At 63.1% G+C, this 20,110-nt stretch carries 15 protein-coding genes; 4 read left to right on the forward strand and 11 right to left on the reverse strand.

The window, feature by feature from the left end; translation table 11 throughout:
- Positions 1–400 precede the first annotated feature (400 nt).
- Entirely contained in the window at positions 401–1,330 is a 930-nt protein-coding gene (locus tag SALB1_RS01695) for an AEC family transporter (RefSeq protein WP_109992280.1), read from the reverse strand.
- 104 nt (positions 1,331–1,434) lie between these two features.
- Here SALB1_RS01695 and SALB1_RS01700 point away from each other — a divergent pair, with 104 nt between their 5' ends.
- Positions 1,435–2,322, forward strand: coding sequence for a LysR family transcriptional regulator (locus tag SALB1_RS01700; protein ID WP_199678654.1), 888 nt, complete (start codon positions 1,435–1,437; stop codon positions 2,320–2,322).
- Here SALB1_RS01700 and SALB1_RS01705 read toward each other — a convergent pair whose 3' ends face one another.
- The 4 genes from SALB1_RS01705 to minC form a co-directional block, all read right to left on the reverse strand.
- The gene (locus SALB1_RS01705) at positions 2,323–3,960 is read right to left on the reverse strand and encodes a GMC family oxidoreductase (RefSeq protein ID WP_109992282.1); all 1,638 of its coding nucleotides are present in this window, start codon (positions 3,958–3,960) and stop codon (positions 2,323–2,325) included.
- Positions 3,961–4,022: 62 nt separating this feature from the next.
- On the reverse strand, positions 4,023–4,286 hold the full coding sequence (gene minE / locus SALB1_RS01710; RefSeq protein ID WP_109992283.1) for a cell division topological specificity factor MinE: 264 nt from the start codon (positions 4,284–4,286) through the stop codon (positions 4,023–4,025).
- Between the two features lie 3 nt (positions 4,287–4,289).
- On the reverse strand, positions 4,290–5,096 hold the full coding sequence (gene minD / locus SALB1_RS01715; RefSeq protein ID WP_109992284.1) for a septum site-determining protein MinD: 807 nt from the start codon (positions 5,094–5,096) through the stop codon (positions 4,290–4,292).
- Positions 5,097–5,099: 3 nt separating this feature from the next.
- The gene (minC, locus tag SALB1_RS01720; RefSeq protein ID WP_109992285.1) at positions 5,100–5,855 is read right to left on the reverse strand and encodes a septum site-determining protein MinC; all 756 of its coding nucleotides are present in this window, start codon (positions 5,853–5,855) and stop codon (positions 5,100–5,102) included.
- Between the two features lie 448 nt (positions 5,856–6,303).
- Here minC and SALB1_RS01725 point away from each other — a divergent pair, with 448 nt between their 5' ends.
- The 3 genes from SALB1_RS01725 to SALB1_RS01735 all read left to right on the forward strand — a co-directional run bounded on the left by SALB1_RS01725 (position 6,304) and on the right by SALB1_RS01735 (position 11,522).
- Entirely contained in the window at positions 6,304–7,236 is a 933-nt protein-coding gene (locus SALB1_RS01725) for an alpha/beta fold hydrolase (protein WP_158590581.1), read from the forward strand.
- 79 nt (positions 7,237–7,315) lie between these two features.
- The gene (locus SALB1_RS01730) at positions 7,316–9,790 is read left to right on the forward strand and encodes an acyl-CoA dehydrogenase (protein WP_109992287.1); all 2,475 of its coding nucleotides are present in this window, start codon (positions 7,316–7,318) and stop codon (positions 9,788–9,790) included.
- Between the two features lie 934 nt (positions 9,791–10,724).
- On the forward strand, positions 10,725–11,522 hold the full coding sequence (locus SALB1_RS01735; protein ID WP_158590582.1) for an OmpW family protein: 798 nt from the start codon (positions 10,725–10,727) through the stop codon (positions 11,520–11,522).
- Positions 11,523–11,547: 25 nt separating this feature from the next.
- Here the strand turns inward: SALB1_RS01735 and SALB1_RS01740 are convergent, their stop codons facing one another.
- The 6 genes from SALB1_RS01740 to SALB1_RS01765 form a co-directional block, all read right to left on the reverse strand.
- Positions 11,548–12,105: a membrane integrity-associated transporter subunit PqiC gene (locus SALB1_RS01740; protein ID WP_145961216.1), complete on the reverse strand. Its 558-nt coding sequence runs from the start codon at positions 12,103–12,105 to the stop codon at positions 11,548–11,550.
- Between the two features lie 157 nt (positions 12,106–12,262).
- On the reverse strand, positions 12,263–13,240 hold the full coding sequence (locus SALB1_RS01745; RefSeq protein WP_109992290.1) for an MlaD family protein: 978 nt from the start codon (positions 13,238–13,240) through the stop codon (positions 12,263–12,265).
- 36 nt (positions 13,241–13,276) lie between these two features.
- Positions 13,277–14,077, reverse strand: a complete 801-nt coding sequence (locus SALB1_RS01750) for an ABC transporter ATP-binding protein (protein WP_109992291.1) — start codon at positions 14,075–14,077, stop codon at positions 13,277–13,279.
- A 46-nt stretch (positions 14,078–14,123) separates the two neighbouring features.
- Positions 14,124–15,242 (reverse strand): ABC transporter permease, encoded by a 1,119-nt coding sequence (locus SALB1_RS01755; protein ID WP_109992292.1) that lies wholly within the window; start codon positions 15,240–15,242, stop codon positions 14,124–14,126.
- A gap of 116 nt (positions 15,243–15,358) precedes the next feature.
- On the reverse strand, positions 15,359–16,894 hold the full coding sequence (locus SALB1_RS01760) for an efflux transporter outer membrane subunit (RefSeq protein ID WP_109992293.1): 1,536 nt from the start codon (positions 16,892–16,894) through the stop codon (positions 15,359–15,361).
- On the reverse strand, positions 16,887–20,108 hold the full coding sequence (locus tag SALB1_RS01765; RefSeq protein ID WP_370453239.1) for an efflux RND transporter permease subunit: 3,222 nt from the start codon (positions 20,106–20,108) through the stop codon (positions 16,887–16,889). Before SALB1_RS01765 ends, SALB1_RS01760 begins: the two co-directional genes overlap by 8 nt.
- Between the last annotated feature and the right edge of the window lie 2 nt (positions 20,109–20,110).

Genomic DNA, 20,110 nt, shown 5'->3' on the forward strand with positions numbered 1-20,110 from the left:
GGGCAACTCGACCTTTAGGACCTGGCGTCGTCAGCCGTTGAATCGATCCACAGATGACACAGATTTGCGGCCGGCCTTTCATGACGTAGCGAGAACGTGGCGCCAATGGCTTTTCGAGTCGCCGCGTTCTTTGAAACCATCCGCAGATACACGCAGATCGACGCAGATGCGGTTGGGCTTTCCCGATCTAGCGGAATCGAGGCGCCCATGGCCGGGTGAGGCGCACCCGGATTTTTTTGGCGTCATCCGTGTTCAGCGACCACGAACGAAGCGCGCGCGTTTCTTCGCCGCACGGTATTCATCAGGCACAACAGCACAACCGCCATCTGTGTGATCTTGAGAAATCTGTGGATGAACGTCTTAAAGAACGAAGCCACTGGATCAGCCGGCGCCATCGCGCTTACGACCGAATGAGATACAGGCAGATCGAGAGCGTGGCCAGCGAGCCCAGCGTCGAATAGAGAATGGTGCCGGAAACCACCGACGCCTCCCGCTGATAGAACTCGGCCAGCATGTACGGGCCGGTCCCGGTCGGCAACGCCGCCAGCAACAGCGCCGCATCCGCCCAAAGCGGCGGCAGATGAAAGACCCACACCGCCAGAACCCAGGTAATCACTGGATGTACGATCAGCTTGAGCGCGCTGAGGGTGAACGCACCCTGGCCGCTGCCTGACGGCCGGGCCGCCAGGAAGGCTCCGAGTGAGACCAGCGCGCACGGCGTGGTGGCCGCCCCCAGCAGATGCAGGAACTTGTCGGCCGGCTGCGGCAGTGCCAGGCCGCTGACGGCCCAGAGGCCGCCGATCACGGGCGAGACCACCAGCGGGTTCCTGGCCAGGGCGAGAACAACCTTGGCGACCGCATGATGCAGCGTCTTCTCCGCCTGCAGGCCGACCTCGACGCATACCACCGCGATTGCGAACAACACACAGACCACAATAAGTGTGGCGATGAGCGCCGGCACCAGTCCGTGCTTGCCGAGTACCAGCACGCACAGGGGAATGCCGATATAGCCGGTGTTGGCATAGGCGGCGCTCAGACCATCGATACTGGCATCCACGAGATGCCGCGGCGAACGCCAGCGCCAGGCCAGCGTCGCCACGAACACGCCCAGCGTGGCGAGCGTACAGACCGCGACAAAACGCGGATGCCAGATCTCGGCCCAGTCGGTGGTGGCGGTGGCCTGGAACAGCAGCGCAGGCAGACACAGCCAAACCACAAACTTGTTGAGCTCGGCGGCGGCCGTGGCACCCAAACGCGATGTGCGCCGACAGACATAGCCCGCCAGAATCAAGCCAAAGATCGGCAGAAGCACGTGAGTGACCGACGACACGAGCGCATCTCGTCTACGGGAATCAGGGCGGCAAGACTACGGCGACCAATCGATACCGTCTAATATCATTTACCCTTTGAATCCATGCCAAATGGGTATCGATCATGGACTTCCGTCAACTGCGTTACTTCGTCGTGCTCGCCGAGACGTTGCATTTTGGCCGGGCCGCCGAACGCCTGCATATTACGCAGCCGCCGCTGTCCCGGCAGATCGCGGCCCTGGAAGCGAAGCTGTCGGTACCGCTTTTCACACGCCATTCGCGCCATGTCGAACTCACCCCGGCCGGGGCCGATTACTACCGGCATGCCGTGCGCCTGCTCGCCGATGCCGAACGCGCGGGCGAGTCCGCACGCGCCACGGCGGCCGGAGCCATGGGCACCCTGAGACTGGGCTTTGCCATGTATGCTGCCTTCAGTCTGTTGCCGCGCCTGGTTCGGCGTTTCAGCGATGCCCATCCGCGCATCACGCTCAGTCTGGAAGAGATGCTTCCCCGTGACACCGAGCAGGCCCTGCTGGAACAGCGCATCGATGTGGGGCTCGGCATGCCGATGGGCCGCCCCGGCCCCCTCGATTACCGGCCGCTGCTCCACGAACCCTTATGCGCCGTGCTCCCGGCCGACCATGCGCTGGCCGGCGGGGCCACGGTCGACGTGCGTCGGCTGGCCGGCGAACCCTTCGTGACCCTGCCCCGCACGACCGCGCCCAGCCTGCACGAAGCCGTGCTGGCGTGCTGTTCGGCGCATGGTTTCGCCCCGAGCATCCGCCTGGAGACGCACCTGCAGCAGACCATCGTCAGCCTGGTCGCGGAGGGGCTCGGCGTCGCGCTGGTGCCCGCATCGCTCGCACGGCTGCGTCTGGACGATGTGGTGTTCGCCGCGATCGAGCACTCGCCGTCGATCGAGCAGGGGTTGTACTGGCGGCGCGATGACGACAACCCGGGCCTGGCGGCATTCATCGAAAGCGCGGTGGCGCTGGCCGCCCGGCCGGCCTGATCACCCGGGCGACGCATCGCGATCGGCGATGATCATGTCGGCCGCTTTTTCCGCGATCGCCGTGGTCGGGGCATTGGTATTACCGCCGACGATGGTCGGCATGATCGAGGCATCGACTACGCGCAGGGCGTCCAGCCCGTGCACGCGCAGGCGGGCATCGACCACGGCGTCCTCGCCGGTGCCCATCTTGCAGGTGCCGACCGGGTGGTAGATGGTCTCGGCACGACGCCGGATATAGTCTTCGATGGCCGCATCGTCCTGGATCTGCTCGCCGGGTTCGAGCTCGGTATCCCGGTGCTCGGCCAACGGCGGGCTGCGCATGATGCGCCGCCCGATCTTCACCGCTTTGACCAGCTGCGCCAGGTCGTGCGGATCGTCGAGATAATTCGGATCGATGTAGGGATCGGCGCCGGGGTCGGCGCTGGCCAGCCCGACATGCCCGCGTGACCCGGGCCGCAGGTCGCAGATGCGCAGCGTGTAGCCATGATAGCGGATCGTATTCCGCATCCGATGACCGTGATCCTGCTCGATGGTCGGGATGAAATGCAGTTGCAGATCGCCCAGCGTCGGGTCGTCGCTGCTGCTGATGAAACCGCCGGACTCGGCCACGTTGCTGGCCAGCCAGCCACGCCCATGACGCAGATAATCCCACAGTGCCACCGGCGCCTCGACGAAGACGAACTTTGCGTCAAGCCGCAGGCTGAGCTTGGTCTTCTCGCGGTCTATCACGCTGATGTCCAGATGATCCTGCAGATTGCGCCCGACACCCGGCAGTTCATGGTGCAATTTGATGCCGTGCGGTTCGATCTGGTCGCGCGGGCCAACGCCCGACAGCAGTAGCAATTGCGGCGAGTTGATCGCGCCGCCGCACAGCAGCACCTCCCGCCGCGCACGGATCGTGCGCGGCCCGCCGAACCACCCCCTGCGATAGACCACGCCGGTGGCACGCCGGCCTTCGAAGATCACGCGCGTCGCCCGTGCCCGGGTGATCACGGTCAGATTCTTGCGATGCGCGACCGGATGCAGGAAGGCATCGGCATTGGAACAGCGGCGACCGTTGTCCTGGGCCACGTTGTACCGCCCCACGCCGACATCCGTGGCGCCGCCGAAGTCGTCATTGCGCGGATAACCGCAGGCCTGGGCTGCGGCGATGAATTTTTCGTTGAGGGGATTGTTGTGCCGCCCGCGGCTGACGCGGTAACCGCCGGCATCGCCGTGGTATTCGTTCGCGCCGCCCTCGAATCCCTCCGACTTGCGGAAGTAGGCCAGCATGTCGCGATAACCCCAGCCCTCGTTGCCGTCCGCGGCCCAGTGATCGTAGTCAGCGGCGTTGCCGCGCGTATAGCACATGGCATTGACCGCGCTCGAACCGCCAAGCGTCTTGCCGCGCGGCCAGAACAGGCGCCGATTGGCCAGGCGCGTCTGCGGCGCGGTGTAGTAGGCCCAGTTGAACATCTTCGACCACATCAGGCCGATAATGCCGATCGGGATATGGATGAGCGGGTTCCAGTCGCGCGGGCCGGCTTCCAGCATGACAACCGATATGCCCTCGTCGGCCGAGAGCCGATTGGCGAGCACGCAGCCCGCGGAGCCGCCACCGACGATCACATAGTCGAAGACTTGCTCTCGATCGGTCATGGCGGCTCCTTGGGTTCAGATCATTGTTGACTTGCCATATGTATCTGCAATTGTGCCATCGATCAATGTTTAGCTTCGGGCAGCGTGATGTTGAGTTCGAGCACTTCGAGGTCGCCCTCGCGCTCGATCTCCATCTGGACCGCGTCCTCGCCTACCTCGACGTACTTGCGCAGCACGGCCAGCAGATCCTGCTGCAGCTGCGGGAAATAGGCCGGCTGATCCCCGCGCCCGGTCCGCCGATGCGCGACCACGACTTGCAGGCGCTCCTTGGCCATCTTGGCCGAGCCCTTCTTCTCGTTAGAACGGAAAACGTCTAGCCAACCCATGGTTTATCTCCCCATCAGGCGGTCGAAGAAGCCTTTCTTGGCCTGGGTGAAACGCAGCGGCCGATCCTCACCGAGGAAACGCGCCACCATGTCCATGTACGCACCGCCGGCGTCGGCGTTTTCCTCCAGCACCACCGGCATACCCGAGTTGGAGGCATTGAGCACGGTCTCGGATTCCGGCACCACGCCCAGCAACGGTATGGCCAGGATATCGCCGATATCGTCCAGCGAGAGCATTTCGCCCTTGCCGACGCGGCCCGGCGCATAACGCGTCACCACCAGATGTTCGCGCACTGGCTCGCGGCCGTCTATCGAGCGCTTGGTCTTGGACGACAGCATGCCGAGCACCCGATCGGAATCGCGCACCGACGACACTTCCGGATTGGTCACCACCAGCGCTTCATCGGCGAAGTGCATCGCCATCAGAGCGCCCTTCTCGATGCCGGCCGGCGAATCGCAGACGATGTACTCGAATTCCTCGGACAGCTTGTTCAGCGTGCGCTCGACGCCTTCCTCGTTGAGCGCGTCCTTGTCGCGGGTCTGGGACGCCGCCAGGATGCAAAGGTTGTCGATCCGCTTGTCACGGATCAGCGCCTGCTTGAGGTTGGCTTCGCCATTGATGACGTTGACGAAGTCGAACACCACGCGCCGCTCGCATCCCATGATGAGGTCGAGGTTGCGCAGGCCGACGTCGAAATCGATCACGACCGTCTTGTGCCCCCGCATGGCAAGGCCGGCGGCAAACGAGGCCGAGGTCGTGGTCTTGCCGACCCCGCCCTTGCCCGACGTGACTACGATGATCTTGGCCACTGATTACTCCTGAAGTTCGATCAGCAAATTGTCGTTGTCCAACCGGACCTGGACCGGTTTGGAGCGCACCCCCTCGTCGATCGCGTCGGCGACCTTGTAGCAGCCGGCGATCGCGACCAGATCCGGTTCGAAGCGCTTGCAGTAGATGCGCGCCTCGGTGTCGCCCGATGCGCCGGCCAGCGCCCGGCCACGCAGCGCACCGTAGACATGAATATGGCCGTCGGCCAGCACTTCCGCGCCCTCGGAGACTGACGTGGCAATCACCAGGTCGCCGCCGCGGGCATAGATCTGCTGCCCCGAGCGGATCGGCTTGGTGATCAGGCGCGTCGGGGTGCGCGGCGGCGCCTCGGATTCGGGCGTCGCGGCCGCGTTGGATCCGGATTGACGCGGCTCGGCCGGCACCTCGGACGCCTGGTTCTGACGCTCGGGCACGCTGGCCGAGCGTGCCGGCGACGTGATCACGCCCAAACCGGCCGCGCGGGCCGCTTCGGCCGCGGCCTGCGACGGATCGAGAACACCGACCAGTACCAGATCCGCCGCGGTCATGATCTCGGCCACGCGCTTGAGATCCGGCACCGCCTCGGGCAACGACAACAGCACCGGCAGGCGCGTAAAAAAACCCGGCGCGCGGGCCAGCTGCTCGTCCACCAGAGCGGCGATGCGATCGCAGTCGGCCTCCCGGATCTCGAGGACGGAGAGCGTCATCATCCGTCCCTTGAAGACAACCCTGGAACCCGCGGTGGTCTTGGTTTGCGACATGCCCGATTGGTATTGGGTAAAACAACGAGTCTAGCACGCTGTTCGACCCTTACATCCTGCATTTTATGCCGCGATCACGTAGACATAGCGCGTCTTTCCCGCGCATGAACCGCCCTGTCCGATAGCGCCCGGCCCGGCTGTCGATGCCGGGTTCCGGCACCGGCAGTTTGCCGCGGCACCATCGGTTCGGCTACGTACGGAACGATTGACACGTCCGGGCCCTAACGGTCCCGATCACGAGGCACTGCTGCCTTTCGCTACGGCGCTTCGCATTCGTGGGAGGATGGGGCCAAATCCCGGACCTGCCCTTTTGCCCATGCCCCACAACCGATTGTTGAATAGCGAACCGCGCCGTCTGCCTGGCGGCGCTCGAAATCCTGCCGACCAGGACGCAAGGCGGCGCCAGCCACCGATCACGCGCCGCTGACGGCCGATGCGCCCCACCGACATGCCCGATTCCGAGCCGCCCGCACTGGCTGCCCACGGCGAATTTCTAGCCGCACTGGCACAACAAACCCTGGCTGGCAGGCGCCAGGCCTATCGGCGCATCGGGCCACAACGCGGTCCGGCGCTGGTGCTGCTGCACGGGCTGATGGACAACTCGGCCGGCTTCGCACCGTTGCTGGCCGCACTCGAAGCAGAGCATGCGCTCGATCGCGACATCATCGCGCCCGACTGGCGTGGCCACGGCGAGAGCGAGGCCACGCCCGGGGCCTACTGGTTCCCGCATTACCTGGCCGATCTCGAGACGCTGCTGGATACCCTTGGCGTGGCCGAGCCCGTGGTGCTGATCGGTCACAGCATGGGCGGCCAGGTCGCCAGCCTGTATGCCGGCGCCCGGCCCGAACGTGTGGCCGGTCTGGTCGCGCTGGACAGTCTCAACGTCCCCGACAGCGATCCGAACGACAGCCCGGCGCGCTATCGCGACTGGCTGGACACGGTCACCGGTCGGGCATCACAGGACCCGCGCGTCTACGCCAGCGTGGCGGACTTCGCGGCCCGGCTCGCGCGCCGCTACCCCGAGCTCGACAACGCGGCGCTGTTCTATCTTGCCCGCGCCTGGCTGCGCCCGACCGGCGACGGACGTCAGTGCCTGGGTATCGATCCCGCGCATCACCGCCGCATGCCCTATGGTTTTCGCGCCGCTGAAGCCTGCGCGCTGTGGCGCGATGTGCAATGCCCGGTGCTCTGTCTCGACGGCGGGCGCTCTCAGGCCACGCTGTTCATCGACGCCGAAACACGCGCCGCCCGACGGGCCTGTTTTGCCGATATCGAACACCGCACGCTCGCCCACTGCGGGCATATGCTGCACGTGCAGGATGCCCCGGCCGTTGCCGAACGGCTGCATGCCTTCCTGCGGCGGATCGATGCCCGAACCTGAGTTGCACCACCGTCGGGGCCGTGCCTATGCTCGAAAATAACGCTTTTCGGGCGCCGGCCGCCGGCGCAGGGACTCGGGCATGATCGCGTTGCTCTGGCTCATCATCTTTCTCGCCGGCCTCCTCGCCCTCGCCTACACCGGCACGGGGCGGGCCACCGCGACCGCCGCCCTCGGCATACTGCTGGCCGCCTGCACGCTCACCAGCACCGGTGCGCTGGCGGCGATCGTATTGTGGGCATTGTTCATCGTCGTGTTCGGGGCATTGCACATCAGTGCCATCCGCAAGCCATATCTGACCCGGCCCGCGCTGCAGCTTTTCCGACGCGTGTTGCCGACCTTGTCCGCAACCGAACGCACGGCACTCGACGCCGGCACGGTCTGGTGGGAAGGCGAGCTGTTTTCCGGCATGCCGAACTGGCGCCGGCTTGAGGAGTTGCCGCCGGCGCGCTTGTCGGCAGAAGAGCAGGCGTTTCTGGACGGTCCGGTGCAGACCCTGCTGGATATGTGTGATGAGTGGAAGATCACCCACGAGGATGCCGACCTGCCGCCCGAGGCCTGGCAATACATCAAGGACAACAAATTCTGGGGCATGATCATCCCCAGGCGCTATGGCGGCCTGGAATTTTCCGCCTACGCGCACTCCTGCGTTCTGGCCAAGGTCGGTTCCGGCCCCGCCGGCGGCACGGTGGGGCCTGTCGTGGCCGTGCCCAACTCGCTCGGCCCGGCCGAACTACTCATGCACTACGGCACCGATGCACAGCGCGACTACTATCTGCCGCGCTTGGCGGTCGGCGAGGAAATCCCCTGCTTCGGCCTGACCAGCCCGTTCGCCGGCTCCGATGCCGGCGCGATCCCCGATCGCGGTGTCATCTGCCGGGGTCAGTGGAACGGCGAAGAGGTGCTCGGCATGAAGCTCACATGGGACAAGCGCTATATCACGCTCGCCCCGGTGGCCACCGTGCTCGGGCTGGCCTTCAAGGTGTACGACCCGGACGGCCTGTTGGGCGACGACACCGAACTGGGCGTGACCTGTGCGCTGATCCCGACCGATACGCCGGGCTGCCATACCGGGCGCCGGCACTTCCCGGCCAGCGCGCCGTTCCAGAATGGACCGACCTGGGGCACTGACGTCTTCGTGCCGCTCGACACCATCATCGGCGGGCGCGAAATGATCGGCCAAGGCTGGCGCATGCTGATGGAATGCCTGTCGGCGGGCCGTGCGATTTCGTTGCCGTCGGGCTCGGCCGGCGATGCGATCGCCAACACGCGGCTAACCAGCGCCTATGCCGTCACCCGCCGCCAGTTCAATATCTCCATCGGCGAATTCGAAGGCGTGCAGGAAGCGCTGGCGCGCATCGGCGGCAAGACCTATGCCTGTGAATCGGTGCGCCGCTTCACCGCCAACGCGGTCGATCTCGGCGAGAAGCCGTCGGTGGCTTCCGCGATCGCGAAATATCACGTCACCACCCTGGCGCAGGAAGTCGCCAAGGATGCGATGGACGTGCATGCCGGCAAGGCCGTCATGCTGGGTCCGTCGAATCCGGTCGCGCGCAGTTTCCAGGCCGCGCCAGTAAACATCACGGTCGAGGGCGCCAACATCCTCACCCGGTCGATGATGATCTACGGCCAGGGCGCGATTCGTTGTCATCCCTACGTGCTCGACGAAATCGCGGCCGCCAACAACCGCGATCAGGAGGCCGCGCTCGATGCGTTCGACGATCTGCTCTATCGCCATATCGGCCACGACCTGGCCGCGGCCGCGCGTTCGCTGGTGATGGGGTTCACCGGCGGTATCGGCTCGGCGGCCGGACGTGCCACCGAACTGGCACCCTATTACCGCGCCATGAACCGTTATTGCGCGAATCTGGCGCTCCTGTCCGATGTGGCCATGGGCACGCTCGGCGGCACACTTAAATTCCGCGAGTCGCTCTCGGGGCGGCTCGGCGATGTGTTGTCGAACCTGTACATCGCCAGCGCCACGCTCAAGCGTTTTGTCGAGGACGGCGAACATGCCGAGGATCGGCCGCTCGTGGCCTGGGTTTGCGAGCAGGCCTTCGCCGATATCGAAGCCGCCCTGGCCGGCGTGCTCCGACACCTGCCGAACCGCCCCGCAGCCTGGCTTGCCGGTGTCCTCATCTTTCCGCTCGGCCGCACGGCCCGCCTGCCAAGCGACGGACTCGGGCGCCGCATCGCCCGTCTTGTGCAGACCCCCGGCGCCGCGCGCGACCGGCTCACACCCGGCTGCTATATCTCGCAAACCCGGACCGACACGGCGCTCGCCCTGTTCGAGCGCGCCATGCAGGCCACGCTCGATACCGCCGAATGGCACAAGGCCGTGGTCAAGGCCCGCAAGGCCGGCACCATCGACGCCGATCATCCGCGTGACCAGATCGATCAGGCCGAGCAGGCGGATGTATTGAATACCGACGAGGCCCGGCGACTGCGGGCGGCCTTCGATCTGCAGATGGCCGTCATTCGTGTCGACGATTTTGACCCCGAGGAAATGCGCTCACGGGTCAGGAAAACGCCACACGATCGCGTCGACGTGGCCTGAATTGCACCGTATGTCGGCCCGTCGGCGCCGTTCAGGCCAACCCGCTCCTAACAGGCCGCCGGCAAAGACAAAATTGGAAATCAAAGTTACCGAAAAATCAGGGCTGTGCGCGATTTCACGGCGTTCCAGGCCGCGAAACCCGGGATAATACCAAGGTATAAATCGTCGCCCTGCGAACCTTTTCGCACGTTGCAAATTATCGGGGCGAACGGCCAAACGCCTGCGACAAAAGCACTTTATCGGCCACGCCGCACCAGCCTTGCATGCCATAACGCGGCCACTGCCCGCACGGATAGTTGCAGCCGTAGCGCGATCCGGTTCGGTTCGCTAGTCTCGGTCACGCGTTATTCTAAAAATTTAACGTGTCGCATTCCAGCGAACACCGACTGCTTCAAGGGAGAACATCGTGCATAAGAAGCGCCTTCGCGGGGCGCCGGTGGCTACACATACAAACGTATGCCGGTGATCGACAATCCATGAGTTCGAGCGAAGTAGCCTGCTTGAAAGGCTGGCTGATGCGACGGCTGACCCGCCGACCATGCAACGCCGGCACCGGATCAATTTTCACGGGTCTGATCAACGCAGCGCAGGCGCTGCTGCAATCCAACAATCGGCAGTCCCCGACCCCGGCGGAGGAGTCGCGCCAACACTCAGACGCTGACGGCGTTCGGCTGGCAAGAAAACCTACCCAACGCGAGTAATAGCGCTATGCTCAACCCAGGTCACAACGGGATAATTTATATTATCGCTCAATTAACCCGAAAGTCTACCAGCATAGTGCCAATGACTTTCTTATACTCATAAAACAGAGGCTAAACTTAAATTTAGATATCTCATATTTTTTATCAACTTATTGAATTAATCAATGATACATGAGTGCGCGAAAAGTCTTGGGACTGGCCACCACTCATTACCCCAACAAGGGAGGGGCACCATGAATAATAAGGTAAATTTCGGTAAAACTTTAAAATACGCACTCTTCTTGAGCACTTTGGTTGCCGGAGCGGTCGTAGCCAGCCAGGCGACAGCAGCAACGACCGATAGCGATACGGCCAGCAGCGGCCCGATCGGCTCGGCCATGCATTATATTGCGCACAACAGCTTCGTCTCGGTGGGCGGGCTGCATCTGCAGTATCTCGGCGACAGTACCGCGCTGACCCAAAACGTTCCGGCATTCGGCTTGAGCCAAACCTTGCCCAGCTCGGGTTCGAGCCAGAGCAGCACTACCACCGCCGAAATTACCTACGGTTTATATCTCCCGCGCACGAACCATCATCTGGCCATGCAGTTTCAGTTGACGCCGCCGCTCGACTTCAACTTCGAAGCTAAAGTACCAGGCACTGGCTACCAGAAAATCGGAACGTTCCGCGCCTTTCCGCCCAACTTCACGGTGGTCTACCGGCCATGGGTCAGCACCCGCATCCAACCCTACATCGGTGTCGGCGCGACTTGGTTGAATACCTACGATACGCAAGTAACCGACCCCGCCTTCAAGGGCGCCCATCTGTCGCTGAGCGAACCCGTGGCCTTTATCGGCGACGTCGGCGCCGATATCAATCTCACGAGCCGGCTGTATCTCAATCTCGACTTCCGATATATCGGCCTTGCTGACGTGAAATCGAAACTGTCGATTCCGGCCAACCCCGCCGCCGAAGTCCCGGCAACCACCATCAGTTCCACTAACCACTGGAAAGCGGCCGTGTATACGCTCGGCATCGGCTACCGGTTCTAACGGCGGTCATGGTCGCGCGCGCGAGTCAGCCCGCGCGCGCGACGATCTGCATGGCCAACTCCCGTACGGCGGTCGACATGGCACGCCCGATGGTGTCGGCGTTGCGGCCTGTCTTGGGCAACGGCTCCTTGATCAGGCTGTCGTGGCGAACCACGGTCTGGCCGTTGGCGTTGGTCACGCGCCAGTCGGCGGACAGTACGACCTGACCCGAGGGCTGCGGCTCGAAGGTGTCGATTTTCACGTGCACCTGGTAGTGCTTGTCGCGCTTGGTCTGTAGCTTTTCATCGATGGTCTGCTGTAGCAGCCGGGTCACGGCCACCGGCAGGCGCTCGGCCCATTTGGCATTGGGCAGGCGCGTCAGCACGTAATCGTTGGTACGCAGCTGGATATCGTAGTTGTCCAGATATTCCGGCATCTGCACGCGCTGGACTTTCCAGTCGCTGGGTCGTGCCGCCAGACGCTGGGTCTGCGGCGGGCTCAGCATCACATGCTTGAGCGGCGGCAGCGAACTGCAGCCGGCGAGCAACACGGTGGCCGTAACCACGGCCGTCAGGAACGTTCGGGAAACAGAACCAACTTTCACAGGTGCCTCTTCAATGGATTGGCCGCCGTCCAGGCCGCCGGATCGCTCTGCACGAGCCGATCGATCCGGTCACCGGCGTATCGTGACATGCCGATACCCTTGCCAACGATAGCAACATCGCCGGTCGGCCGTGCGACGCCGAAGCTCGGGGACATGACTAGCGCGAGCCACCATAAAGCAGTGTATGCGGATCGCGTTCGATCTTTTCCGAGAACCGTCGCAGCGACGAGGCGGCCGCGGAGAGATCGCGCAGGGTGCTCTGCATATCCTGGCCCGTACCGGATTTCGGGTTGGTCAATTGCTCGAGGTTCTTCGACAGCTTGCCGAGGTTTTCGCTGGTTTTCCGGGCGCTCGCGAGTAGCTTGTCGATCTGTTGATCGTGCTTGGAAATCGCGTTGTTGGCGGTGTCGCTCAGCTTTTTAACGCTGGCCAGCGTGGCCTGCAGCTGCTTGTTGTTGGCGGCCACCGCCTTCTGGACCGTCTTCAGCGTCTGCTGCGTGCTCTGCGTGGTCTTGTTCAGATTCGGCCCGACCTCGTTCACGGTCTTGTCCAGATCCTGGGCGAGCTGGACCATCGTGCTCATGGTCTGGTTCACTCGGTTCAATGTCTTCTGCCACGGAATCTTGGCAACCGTATCCTTGAGCTGGGATATCTCGGACGGCACGGCCGGAATTTCCGGCAGTTCGAGCTGGCCCTGCGGCACGACGAAATGGGGTTTGCTGTTCGGGTGGAAATCCAGGTTCACAGCCAGTTGCGACGTCACGTAGCTGTAAACGACCAGTTGCGCCCGCAAACCGCGTTGCACCAGTTGCTGAATGGTCAAATGGCTGGGTAACTGCTCACCGTTCTGCGTGACCACGTCATTGCCCGACATCTCGATCGTCACCGCGATCCGGGCCCCGCCCTTCGGATTCAGGCGCAGCTGCACATGACGCACGGTGCCGACCTGCACGCCACGAAACAGCACGCGCGAGCCATTGGTCAGGCCGAGAACGGACTGGTTGAAGAAGATCACCGCCTGGCGTTGCTGCTTGAACAGCCCCGTGTTGCCAAACGTCAGGATGCCGACCGCCGTCAGGGCGATCGCCCCGAGCAGGAAGGCGCCGATGATGGTGTAGCTGCGGTTACTCGCCATGGCTTGTGCTCACTGGTCGGTTCTCTTCCGGCCCGACTATACGGGGCCCCGCGTCGGCTCCTCGATCGGCTCGCGCTTGAGGAAGGCGCGCACACGCGCGTCGCTGGCCTGTTCGGCCAGATCACGCGGGTTGCCGTGGGCGATCGCGGTCTTCGATTGGTTGTCCAGATAGATACTGTCGTCGGCGATGGTGAAAATGCTCGGCAGCTCATGGCTGACCGCGATCACCGACAGCCCCAACGCATCGCGCAGCCGCATGATCAGGGCGTCCAGGCGCTGCGAGGTGATCGGATCGAGCCCGGCGCTCGGCTCGTCCAGGAACAGGTAATCCGGATCGAGCGCAATCGCGCGTGCGAGCCCGGCGCGCTTCTGCATGCCGCCGGACAGTTCGCTCGGCATGCGCGACTCCTGTCCGGCAAGCCCCACCAGCGCGAGCTTGAACGCGACCTGATCGCGGATCTCGGGCGGGCGCAGGCGGGTGTGCAGCTGCATCGGCAACGCCACATTCTCACCAACCGTCATCGAGCTCCACAACGCGGTCGACTGGAACAGCACGCCGATCCGTCGCTGCAACGCGGCCCGCTCGTGCGGGTCGTCGCCGATCAACCGCTGTCCATCGAAACAGATATCACCGACCTCGGAACGCTGCAGATCGATGATATGGCGCAGCAGCGTACTCTTGCCGCAGCCCGATACGCCCATGATGACGAAGATATTCGCCGGCGCGACGTGAAAAAAGATGTCGTGCTGAACGACCGTGTCGCCGAAGGCCAGCCGCAGGTTGCGTACAGTCAGGCCACGTTCGGGGATCGCAGCATTCGGATTCAACTCGGCCATCGGCGACGCCTTGTCGTGGTACCCGGACGAGCGCCGCCGAAGGCCATCAGATTCCCAGCGCGTTCGTGCACAGCGCGGCCACCGCATCGATGGAAATAACGCCGATGATACAGACGACCACCGTGCGGGTCGCGGCCCGCCCCACTTCGGCGGCATTGCGCCCGGCGTGCAGCCCGATGTAGCAACTGGTCAGCGCGATCAGTACACCGAAAGCGACCGACTTGATCAAGCCGATGACGAATTGCCGAGCCGCCACAGCATCCTGCAAGCGCTCGATGAATGCCATCGGCGGTGTGCCGAGCACGATATGCGCCACCACCATGCCCCCGACGATCGACAGTGCCGTGCCGTACAGATAAAGCAACGGCATCATCAAGGTCAGCGCCGCCAATCTCGGCAGCGCCAGAAACTCGAACGGCGAGACGCCGATCATTCGCAGGGCATCGACCTCCTCGTTGGACTCCATGGTCGCCAGATGCGCGGCGAAGGTCGCACCGATCCGCCCGGCCATGATGAACGCCGTCATGATGGCCGCCATCTCGCGCGCCGACGCGATGCCGACCAGATCGGCCAGATACATGCCGGCACCGAAGGTGGCCAGCTGCACGGCCCCGATGAAGCCGAGCACGGCGCCGATGAGCAGGTTGACCACGGTCACCACGGGCAGCGACGCGGCACCGGTCTCCTGCACGAGCTCAATGAAATCGCGCCAACGCGTCTGCGCCCGCCCGGTTGCGAGTGCCGGTGTACGTGCCAACGCCTGGCCCACCAACGCGGCCGTATCCCGGCCGATCTCGAGACGACGCTGGAAGCGCGCGCCGAGTCGCGCCAGCGGATGCGGCCGCCCGTGGCCACCCGGCGTTTTCGGGGGCGGCTCACTGGCAAGCGCCATGAGGGCTTCGACATCCCGGGGCAGCGCGCGCGCCGTCACCGCCACATCGGCTTCGACCAGCGCCTGTTTCAAGGCATGCACAAAGGCCGCCACCCGCGGGTGGCCACTGGCCAGCCGGCTGCCGTCGATCACTACGCGGTCGGGATGGCCGATATCGCGTTGCACCTCGGCAGCAGCCGGCAGACGCGCCGCCTCGCCCCAGTCACCCGCGAGCCGGAGCACGGATTCACCGGATCCGCTGTCGAGGCTGTACAGCGCAGTCGAGCCACTCATGTACGGCTCGCCTGGGCGCGCAGTCGTCTAAACCAGAGCATGCGGCATTCTACCCTGTCGAAGCCGGCCTTCGGGATCCCGGGATGCCGCATCCCGGTATTCGGCTCGCCATCGCTTCAGGGATTTTGGCTCGCCGCCGCATCTGCGCCATCCTTGCCGCCCTTGCCCGGTGCATAGTGATTGGCAACCTGCTGCATCGCGGGCGTCAGCGAATCGCTGTCGTCGGTCCAGCCGCCGCCCAGCGCCTTGTACAGATCGGCAGTAGCCGTAAACCGACTCGCGATCGCCTGGGCCAGATTCAACTGGCTTGACAACAGATTGCGCTGTGCATTGAGTACATCGAAATAGTTGGTACGCCCGACGTGGTACCGCAGCTTCGCCAGTTTGAGTGTCTGGCGGTACGAATCGACCTCCTGCCGAACCTGCTTGAGCCGCTCGCGCGTGTACTTGACTTCGTCCAGCGCATTGCGCACGTCCTGGAACGCCTGGCGCACGGTCTGGCGATACTGGATTTCCGCTTCCGCCTTCTGTGCCTTGGCGCTACGGTACTGCGCGTTGATGCGGCCGAAATCGAGAATCGGGGCGGTGATCGATCCGCCGGCCTGCTCGACCTTGGTGTAGGGCTCGAACAAGTTGTCCACCTTGAACGCCTGGGTCCCGATCATCGCCGACAGATTGAAGGTCGGGAAGAACCGGGCCTTGGCCACGCCGACGTTGGCGTTGGCGGCAATCAGGCTGGCTTCAGCCGCCCGCACGTCGGGCCGACGGTTGACCAGCGTGGAGGGCAACACGGCCGGCAGCCCCTTGGGCAGGGTGATATCCGAGAAATTGCCTTTGGGCAGCTTGGTCGCGGCCATGATCTGGCGCGGCGTCTTGCCGGTCAGAATCGCCAGCGATGTCCGCAGCTTCGCCTCCTGCTGCTCGAGCGGTGGCAATTGAGCGCGGGCCGATTGCAGCGACGACCGGGTCTGCAGCAGCGTAAGCTTGTCGATCGCACCGTACTGGTAGCGTTTCTTATCCAGCGACAGCGCTTGCTCCCGGGTTTTGATGGTTTTCCTCGTTACCCGGATCTGGCGTTGATAAGAGCGCAGCGACATGTAGTTCGTCACCACATCCGCAACCGTCTGCAGACGAATCGAATCCTGGGTATAGGCCGAGGACAACAGCTGCGCGCGCGCTTGTTGGTCGGAACGGCGCAACGCGCCCCACAGATCCAGTTCGTAGCTCAGGCTGCCGGCTACGGAAAAATAGTTGAAGCCATGCGAGCCGCCCCCCGATGAGCTGCTCGTGGACCCGGCCCCGCTACTGCTGGCCGCGCTATCGCCAACGCGCTCGCGCATGCCCTTCGCCTGGCCTGAAATCGACGGATAGAGCTGCGCATTCTGATAGCCGAGCGCTGCACGCGCCTGGCGCACTTTCTGCGCCTGGAGTGCGATGTTGAGATTCGAGTCCAGGGCCTGGTCGATCAGCTTGTTAAGCGTCGGGTTCTTGTACCGGGTCCACCAGTAAGCCAGCGACTTCTGCTGGTGCTTGGACAACAGCGTCGAGTCGAGGGCCGACTTCGGCAGGTCGAGGTTCGGCCGGTGGTAGTCGGGGCCGACCGTACACCCGGCCAACAATATGACGACAATCAGGACGAGTGCGTTACGCATTAGTGTTGTCTCCGTCGTCCCGCTGATCCGTCAGCTGATGCGCACGGTCATCCTCGGTCAACTGCTTTTCCTGATCCGCGGGCGTTCGTGTCTCGGAGGTCGGCCGTCCGGACTTTCGCGAAAAACGATCGCTACCGCGCTGAAACAGGTCGTAGGCCAGCGGCACGAACAGAATGGCAAACGCCGTGGCCGATAGCATGCCGCCGATAACACAGGTTCCCAGCGCGATCCGGCTGTTGGAGGACGCGCCGCTGGCGGTAATCAACGGCACACTCGCCAGAATGAAGGTCAATGACGTCATGATGATCGGCCGGAAGCGAAGTCGCGCCGCTGCACGCGCCGCATCGGCCGGCGTTCGTCCGCCGTTATGCTCGATAACCGCGAACTCGACGATGAGAATCGCGTTTTTCGCGGCCAACCCAATCAACACCAGCATGCCGACCGTGAAATAAATATTGTTGTTGATTCCCTGCAGCCATACGGCGACGAAAGCGCCCAGCGCGGCAAACGGAACCGCCGTGAGCACCGCGAGCGGCAGCGTCCACTGCTCATACAGTGCTGCCAGAATCAAAAAGACCATGACGACACCGAAACCGAGCGCAAGAAGCGACGAACTGCCGACTTTCTCGGCTTGGTAAGCCGTGCCCGTAAACTGGAACCGATAATTCTGGCCCAGCACCTTGTTGGCCACCTGCTTCATTGCCGCGTTTGCCTGGCCCGAACTATAGCCCGGGGCAGGGTTGCCACGAATCTTGGCGGCGGGGAAGACGTTATAACGCTCCACGATATCCGCCGAGGTCGTACGGTGAAAACTGACCAGAGAACTGATCGGGATCATCTTTTGCGTGGTGGTCGACTGCACGTACACACCGGCCAGATCTCCAGGCTTCATGCGGTACTGGGCGTCGGACTGAATGTTGACCTGGAAGTTACGGCCGAGTTTGCTGAAATAATTGACAAACAACTGCCCGAAAGTGGCCTGCAACGTATCAAAAACATTGCTGATCGGCACGCCAAGGGACTTGGCTTTCGCGCGGTCCAGTTTGACATCATAACGTGGCACATCGGTTGTCAGCGTCGTGGCCACGCCGTTGAGGGCGGGATTCTTGTTGGCGGCTGCGACCAGTTTATCGGCCTCTTTCTTGATGTCCTTGTAACTGCCCCCGGCGACGTTCTGCAGATAGCCGGTAAAGCCGCCCGTGGTCGACAGCCCGAGGATCGGCGGCGGATTGAAGGCCAGCACCTTGGCCGACGTCACCCCGGCACCGATACCAAACACCTTCTTGACATCCTGGAACGAGGAGGCGTTGCGATCGCCCCAATCCTTGAGCGTCAGAAACTCGACACCCGCGAAAGTCCGCGTTGCACCGGCCAGGAAATCAAAGCCCGGCACGTCGACGACGTTGGCAACGCCCGGCATCTGCTTGAGCTGCTTTGCAGTCAACTCATGGCCGACCTTGGCCGTACGTTGCAGGGACGACGCCGGCGGCAAGGTATACAAGGCGAAAATATAGCCTTGGTCCTCTTGCGGTATCAGCCCGGATGGCACCTGCTGCGAAAGCACCCAGGTCGCGCCGATCACGCTGCAGAACAGCAACACGCCGACAAGCGCATAGCGGAGCAGAAAATTCACGCCCCAGAGATACGCGTCGGTCAGTACCGCAAAGCCCCGGTTGAACAAGCGAAACGGCAATAGCGGCTTGCTCTGGCGTGGTTTCAGGAACGTCGCGCACAGCGCCGGCGTCAGCGTCAGCGCGACGAAGCCGGAAATCGTAATCGAGATCGCGATCGTGATCGCGAACTGCGTATACATGCGCCCGGCGAGGCCCCCTAGAAAGCCCACGGGCACGAAAACAGCGTCCAACGCTAAGACCACCGCAATCACCGGCCCGGTGACCTCTTTCATGGCCTGAATTGCGGCATCCCGGGCTGGCAGCCCCTCCTCGCTCATGTGTCGTTCGCAGTTCTCGATCACCACGATCGCATCATCGACCACCATGCCGATGGCCAGAATCATGCCGAACAGCGTCAACAGATTGATCGAGAATCCCAGGATATAAATGCCGCCGACCGTGCCCAGCAAGGCGACCGGCACGGCTGCCATGGGGATGAGCGTCGCCCGCACGTTCTGCAGGAAGATGAAGATCACCGCCATCACCAGCATCATCGAGATCAGCAAGGTGAAAAAGACTTCGTGGATCGACGCCTGGACGAACTTCGTGGTGTTGAACGGAATCTTGTAGGTCAGACCCTCGGGCATATTCGACCCGAGCTGGGCCATCCGGGCGCGAACGCGCTGCGCGGTGGCCAGCGCGTTTGCGCCGGGCTCAAGATAGATCGCCATCGGCACCGCCGGCTTGTTGTTCAAGCTATGGCTGGTGGCATAACTCTCGGCACCCAGTTGCACGCGCGCCACATCCTTCAGGCGCAGCACCTTGCCCCCGGACTGCGCGCGCAGAATGATGTTCTTGAACTGCTTGACGGTCTTGAATCGCCCTTGTGCCGACGCCTTGAATGTGAACGCGATATCGGCGCCGCCGTAAGGCCGAGCGCCAAACTTGCCCGCTGCGAACTGCGAATTCTGATCGCGGATCGCATTCTTGATATCGGTTGTGGTGAGGTTATAGCGCGCCATCTTGGCCGGATCGAGCCAGATGCGCATCGAGTAATTCTGCTGCGAAAACAGCTGCACCTGCCCGACGCCGTTCACACGTTTGAGCGCGCTGATGACATTCACCAGCCCGTAGTTGGCGATATAGGTTGGATCAAACGTCTGATGCGGCGAGTACAGCACCACGACCTGCAGAATGCTGCTGGACTTCTTGCGTACCTTGAGCCCGGTCGCAGTAACGGTTGACGGCAGCTGCGATGTCGCGGTCTGAACGCGATTGTTGACGTTAATCGTGTCCTGATCCGGGTCGCTGCCGATCGCAAACGTGACCGTGATATTCGCCTGTCCCGAGTCCGAAGAGGTCGACGACAGGTAGATCATGTCGGGCGTGCCGTTAATCGCCTGTTCCAGCGGTGCCGCTACCGTATTGGCAATCGTCTCGGCGCTGGCGCCGGGATAACTCGCCTGTACCGAGACTTGCGGCGGCACCACCGCCGGATACTGCGAGATTGGCAGCACCCGGATACTGATAATGCCCGCGAGCGCAATGATGATCGATATGACGGTGGCAAATATCGGCCGATCGATGAAAAAACGGGAAATCA

The sequence above is a fragment of the Salinisphaera sp. LB1 genome, assembly GCF_003177035.1.
Taxonomy (GTDB): domain Bacteria; phylum Pseudomonadota; class Gammaproteobacteria; order Nevskiales; family Salinisphaeraceae; genus Salinisphaera.

Excerpts from the sequence above, each read along its gene's own strand:
- SALB1_RS01755 (WP_109992292.1), bottom strand. The coding sequence starts at position 15,242 with ATGAGTGGCTCGACTGCGCTGTACAGCCTCGACAGCGGATCCGGTGAA.
- SALB1_RS01705 (WP_109992282.1), bottom strand. The coding sequence starts at position 3,960 with ATGACCGATCGAGAGCAAGTCTTCGACTATGTGATCGTCGGTGGCGGC.
- SALB1_RS01750 (WP_109992291.1), bottom strand. The coding sequence starts at position 14,077 with ATGGCCGAGTTGAATCCGAATGCTGCGATCCCCGAACGTGGCCTGACT.
- SALB1_RS01730 (WP_109992287.1), top strand. The coding sequence starts at position 7,316 with ATGATCGCGTTGCTCTGGCTCATCATCTTTCTCGCCGGCCTCCTCGCC.
- minC (WP_109992285.1), bottom strand. The coding sequence starts at position 5,855 with ATGTCGCAAACCAAGACCACCGCGGGTTCCAGGGTTGTCTTCAAGGGA.
- SALB1_RS01700 (WP_199678654.1), top strand. The coding sequence starts at position 1,435 with ATGGACTTCCGTCAACTGCGTTACTTCGTCGTGCTCGCCGAGACGTTG.
- SALB1_RS01745 (WP_109992290.1), bottom strand. The coding sequence starts at position 13,240 with ATGGCGAGTAACCGCAGCTACACCATCATCGGCGCCTTCCTGCTCGGG.
- SALB1_RS01725 (WP_158590581.1), top strand. The coding sequence starts at position 6,304 with ATGCCCGATTCCGAGCCGCCCGCACTGGCTGCCCACGGCGAATTTCTA.
- SALB1_RS01735 (WP_158590582.1), top strand. The coding sequence starts at position 10,725 with ATGAATAATAAGGTAAATTTCGGTAAAACTTTAAAATACGCACTCTTC.
- SALB1_RS01760 (WP_109992293.1), bottom strand. The coding sequence starts at position 16,894 with ATGCGTAACGCACTCGTCCTGATTGTCGTCATATTGTTGGCCGGGTGT.
- minE (WP_109992283.1), bottom strand. The coding sequence starts at position 4,286 with ATGGGTTGGCTAGACGTTTTCCGTTCTAACGAGAAGAAGGGCTCGGCC.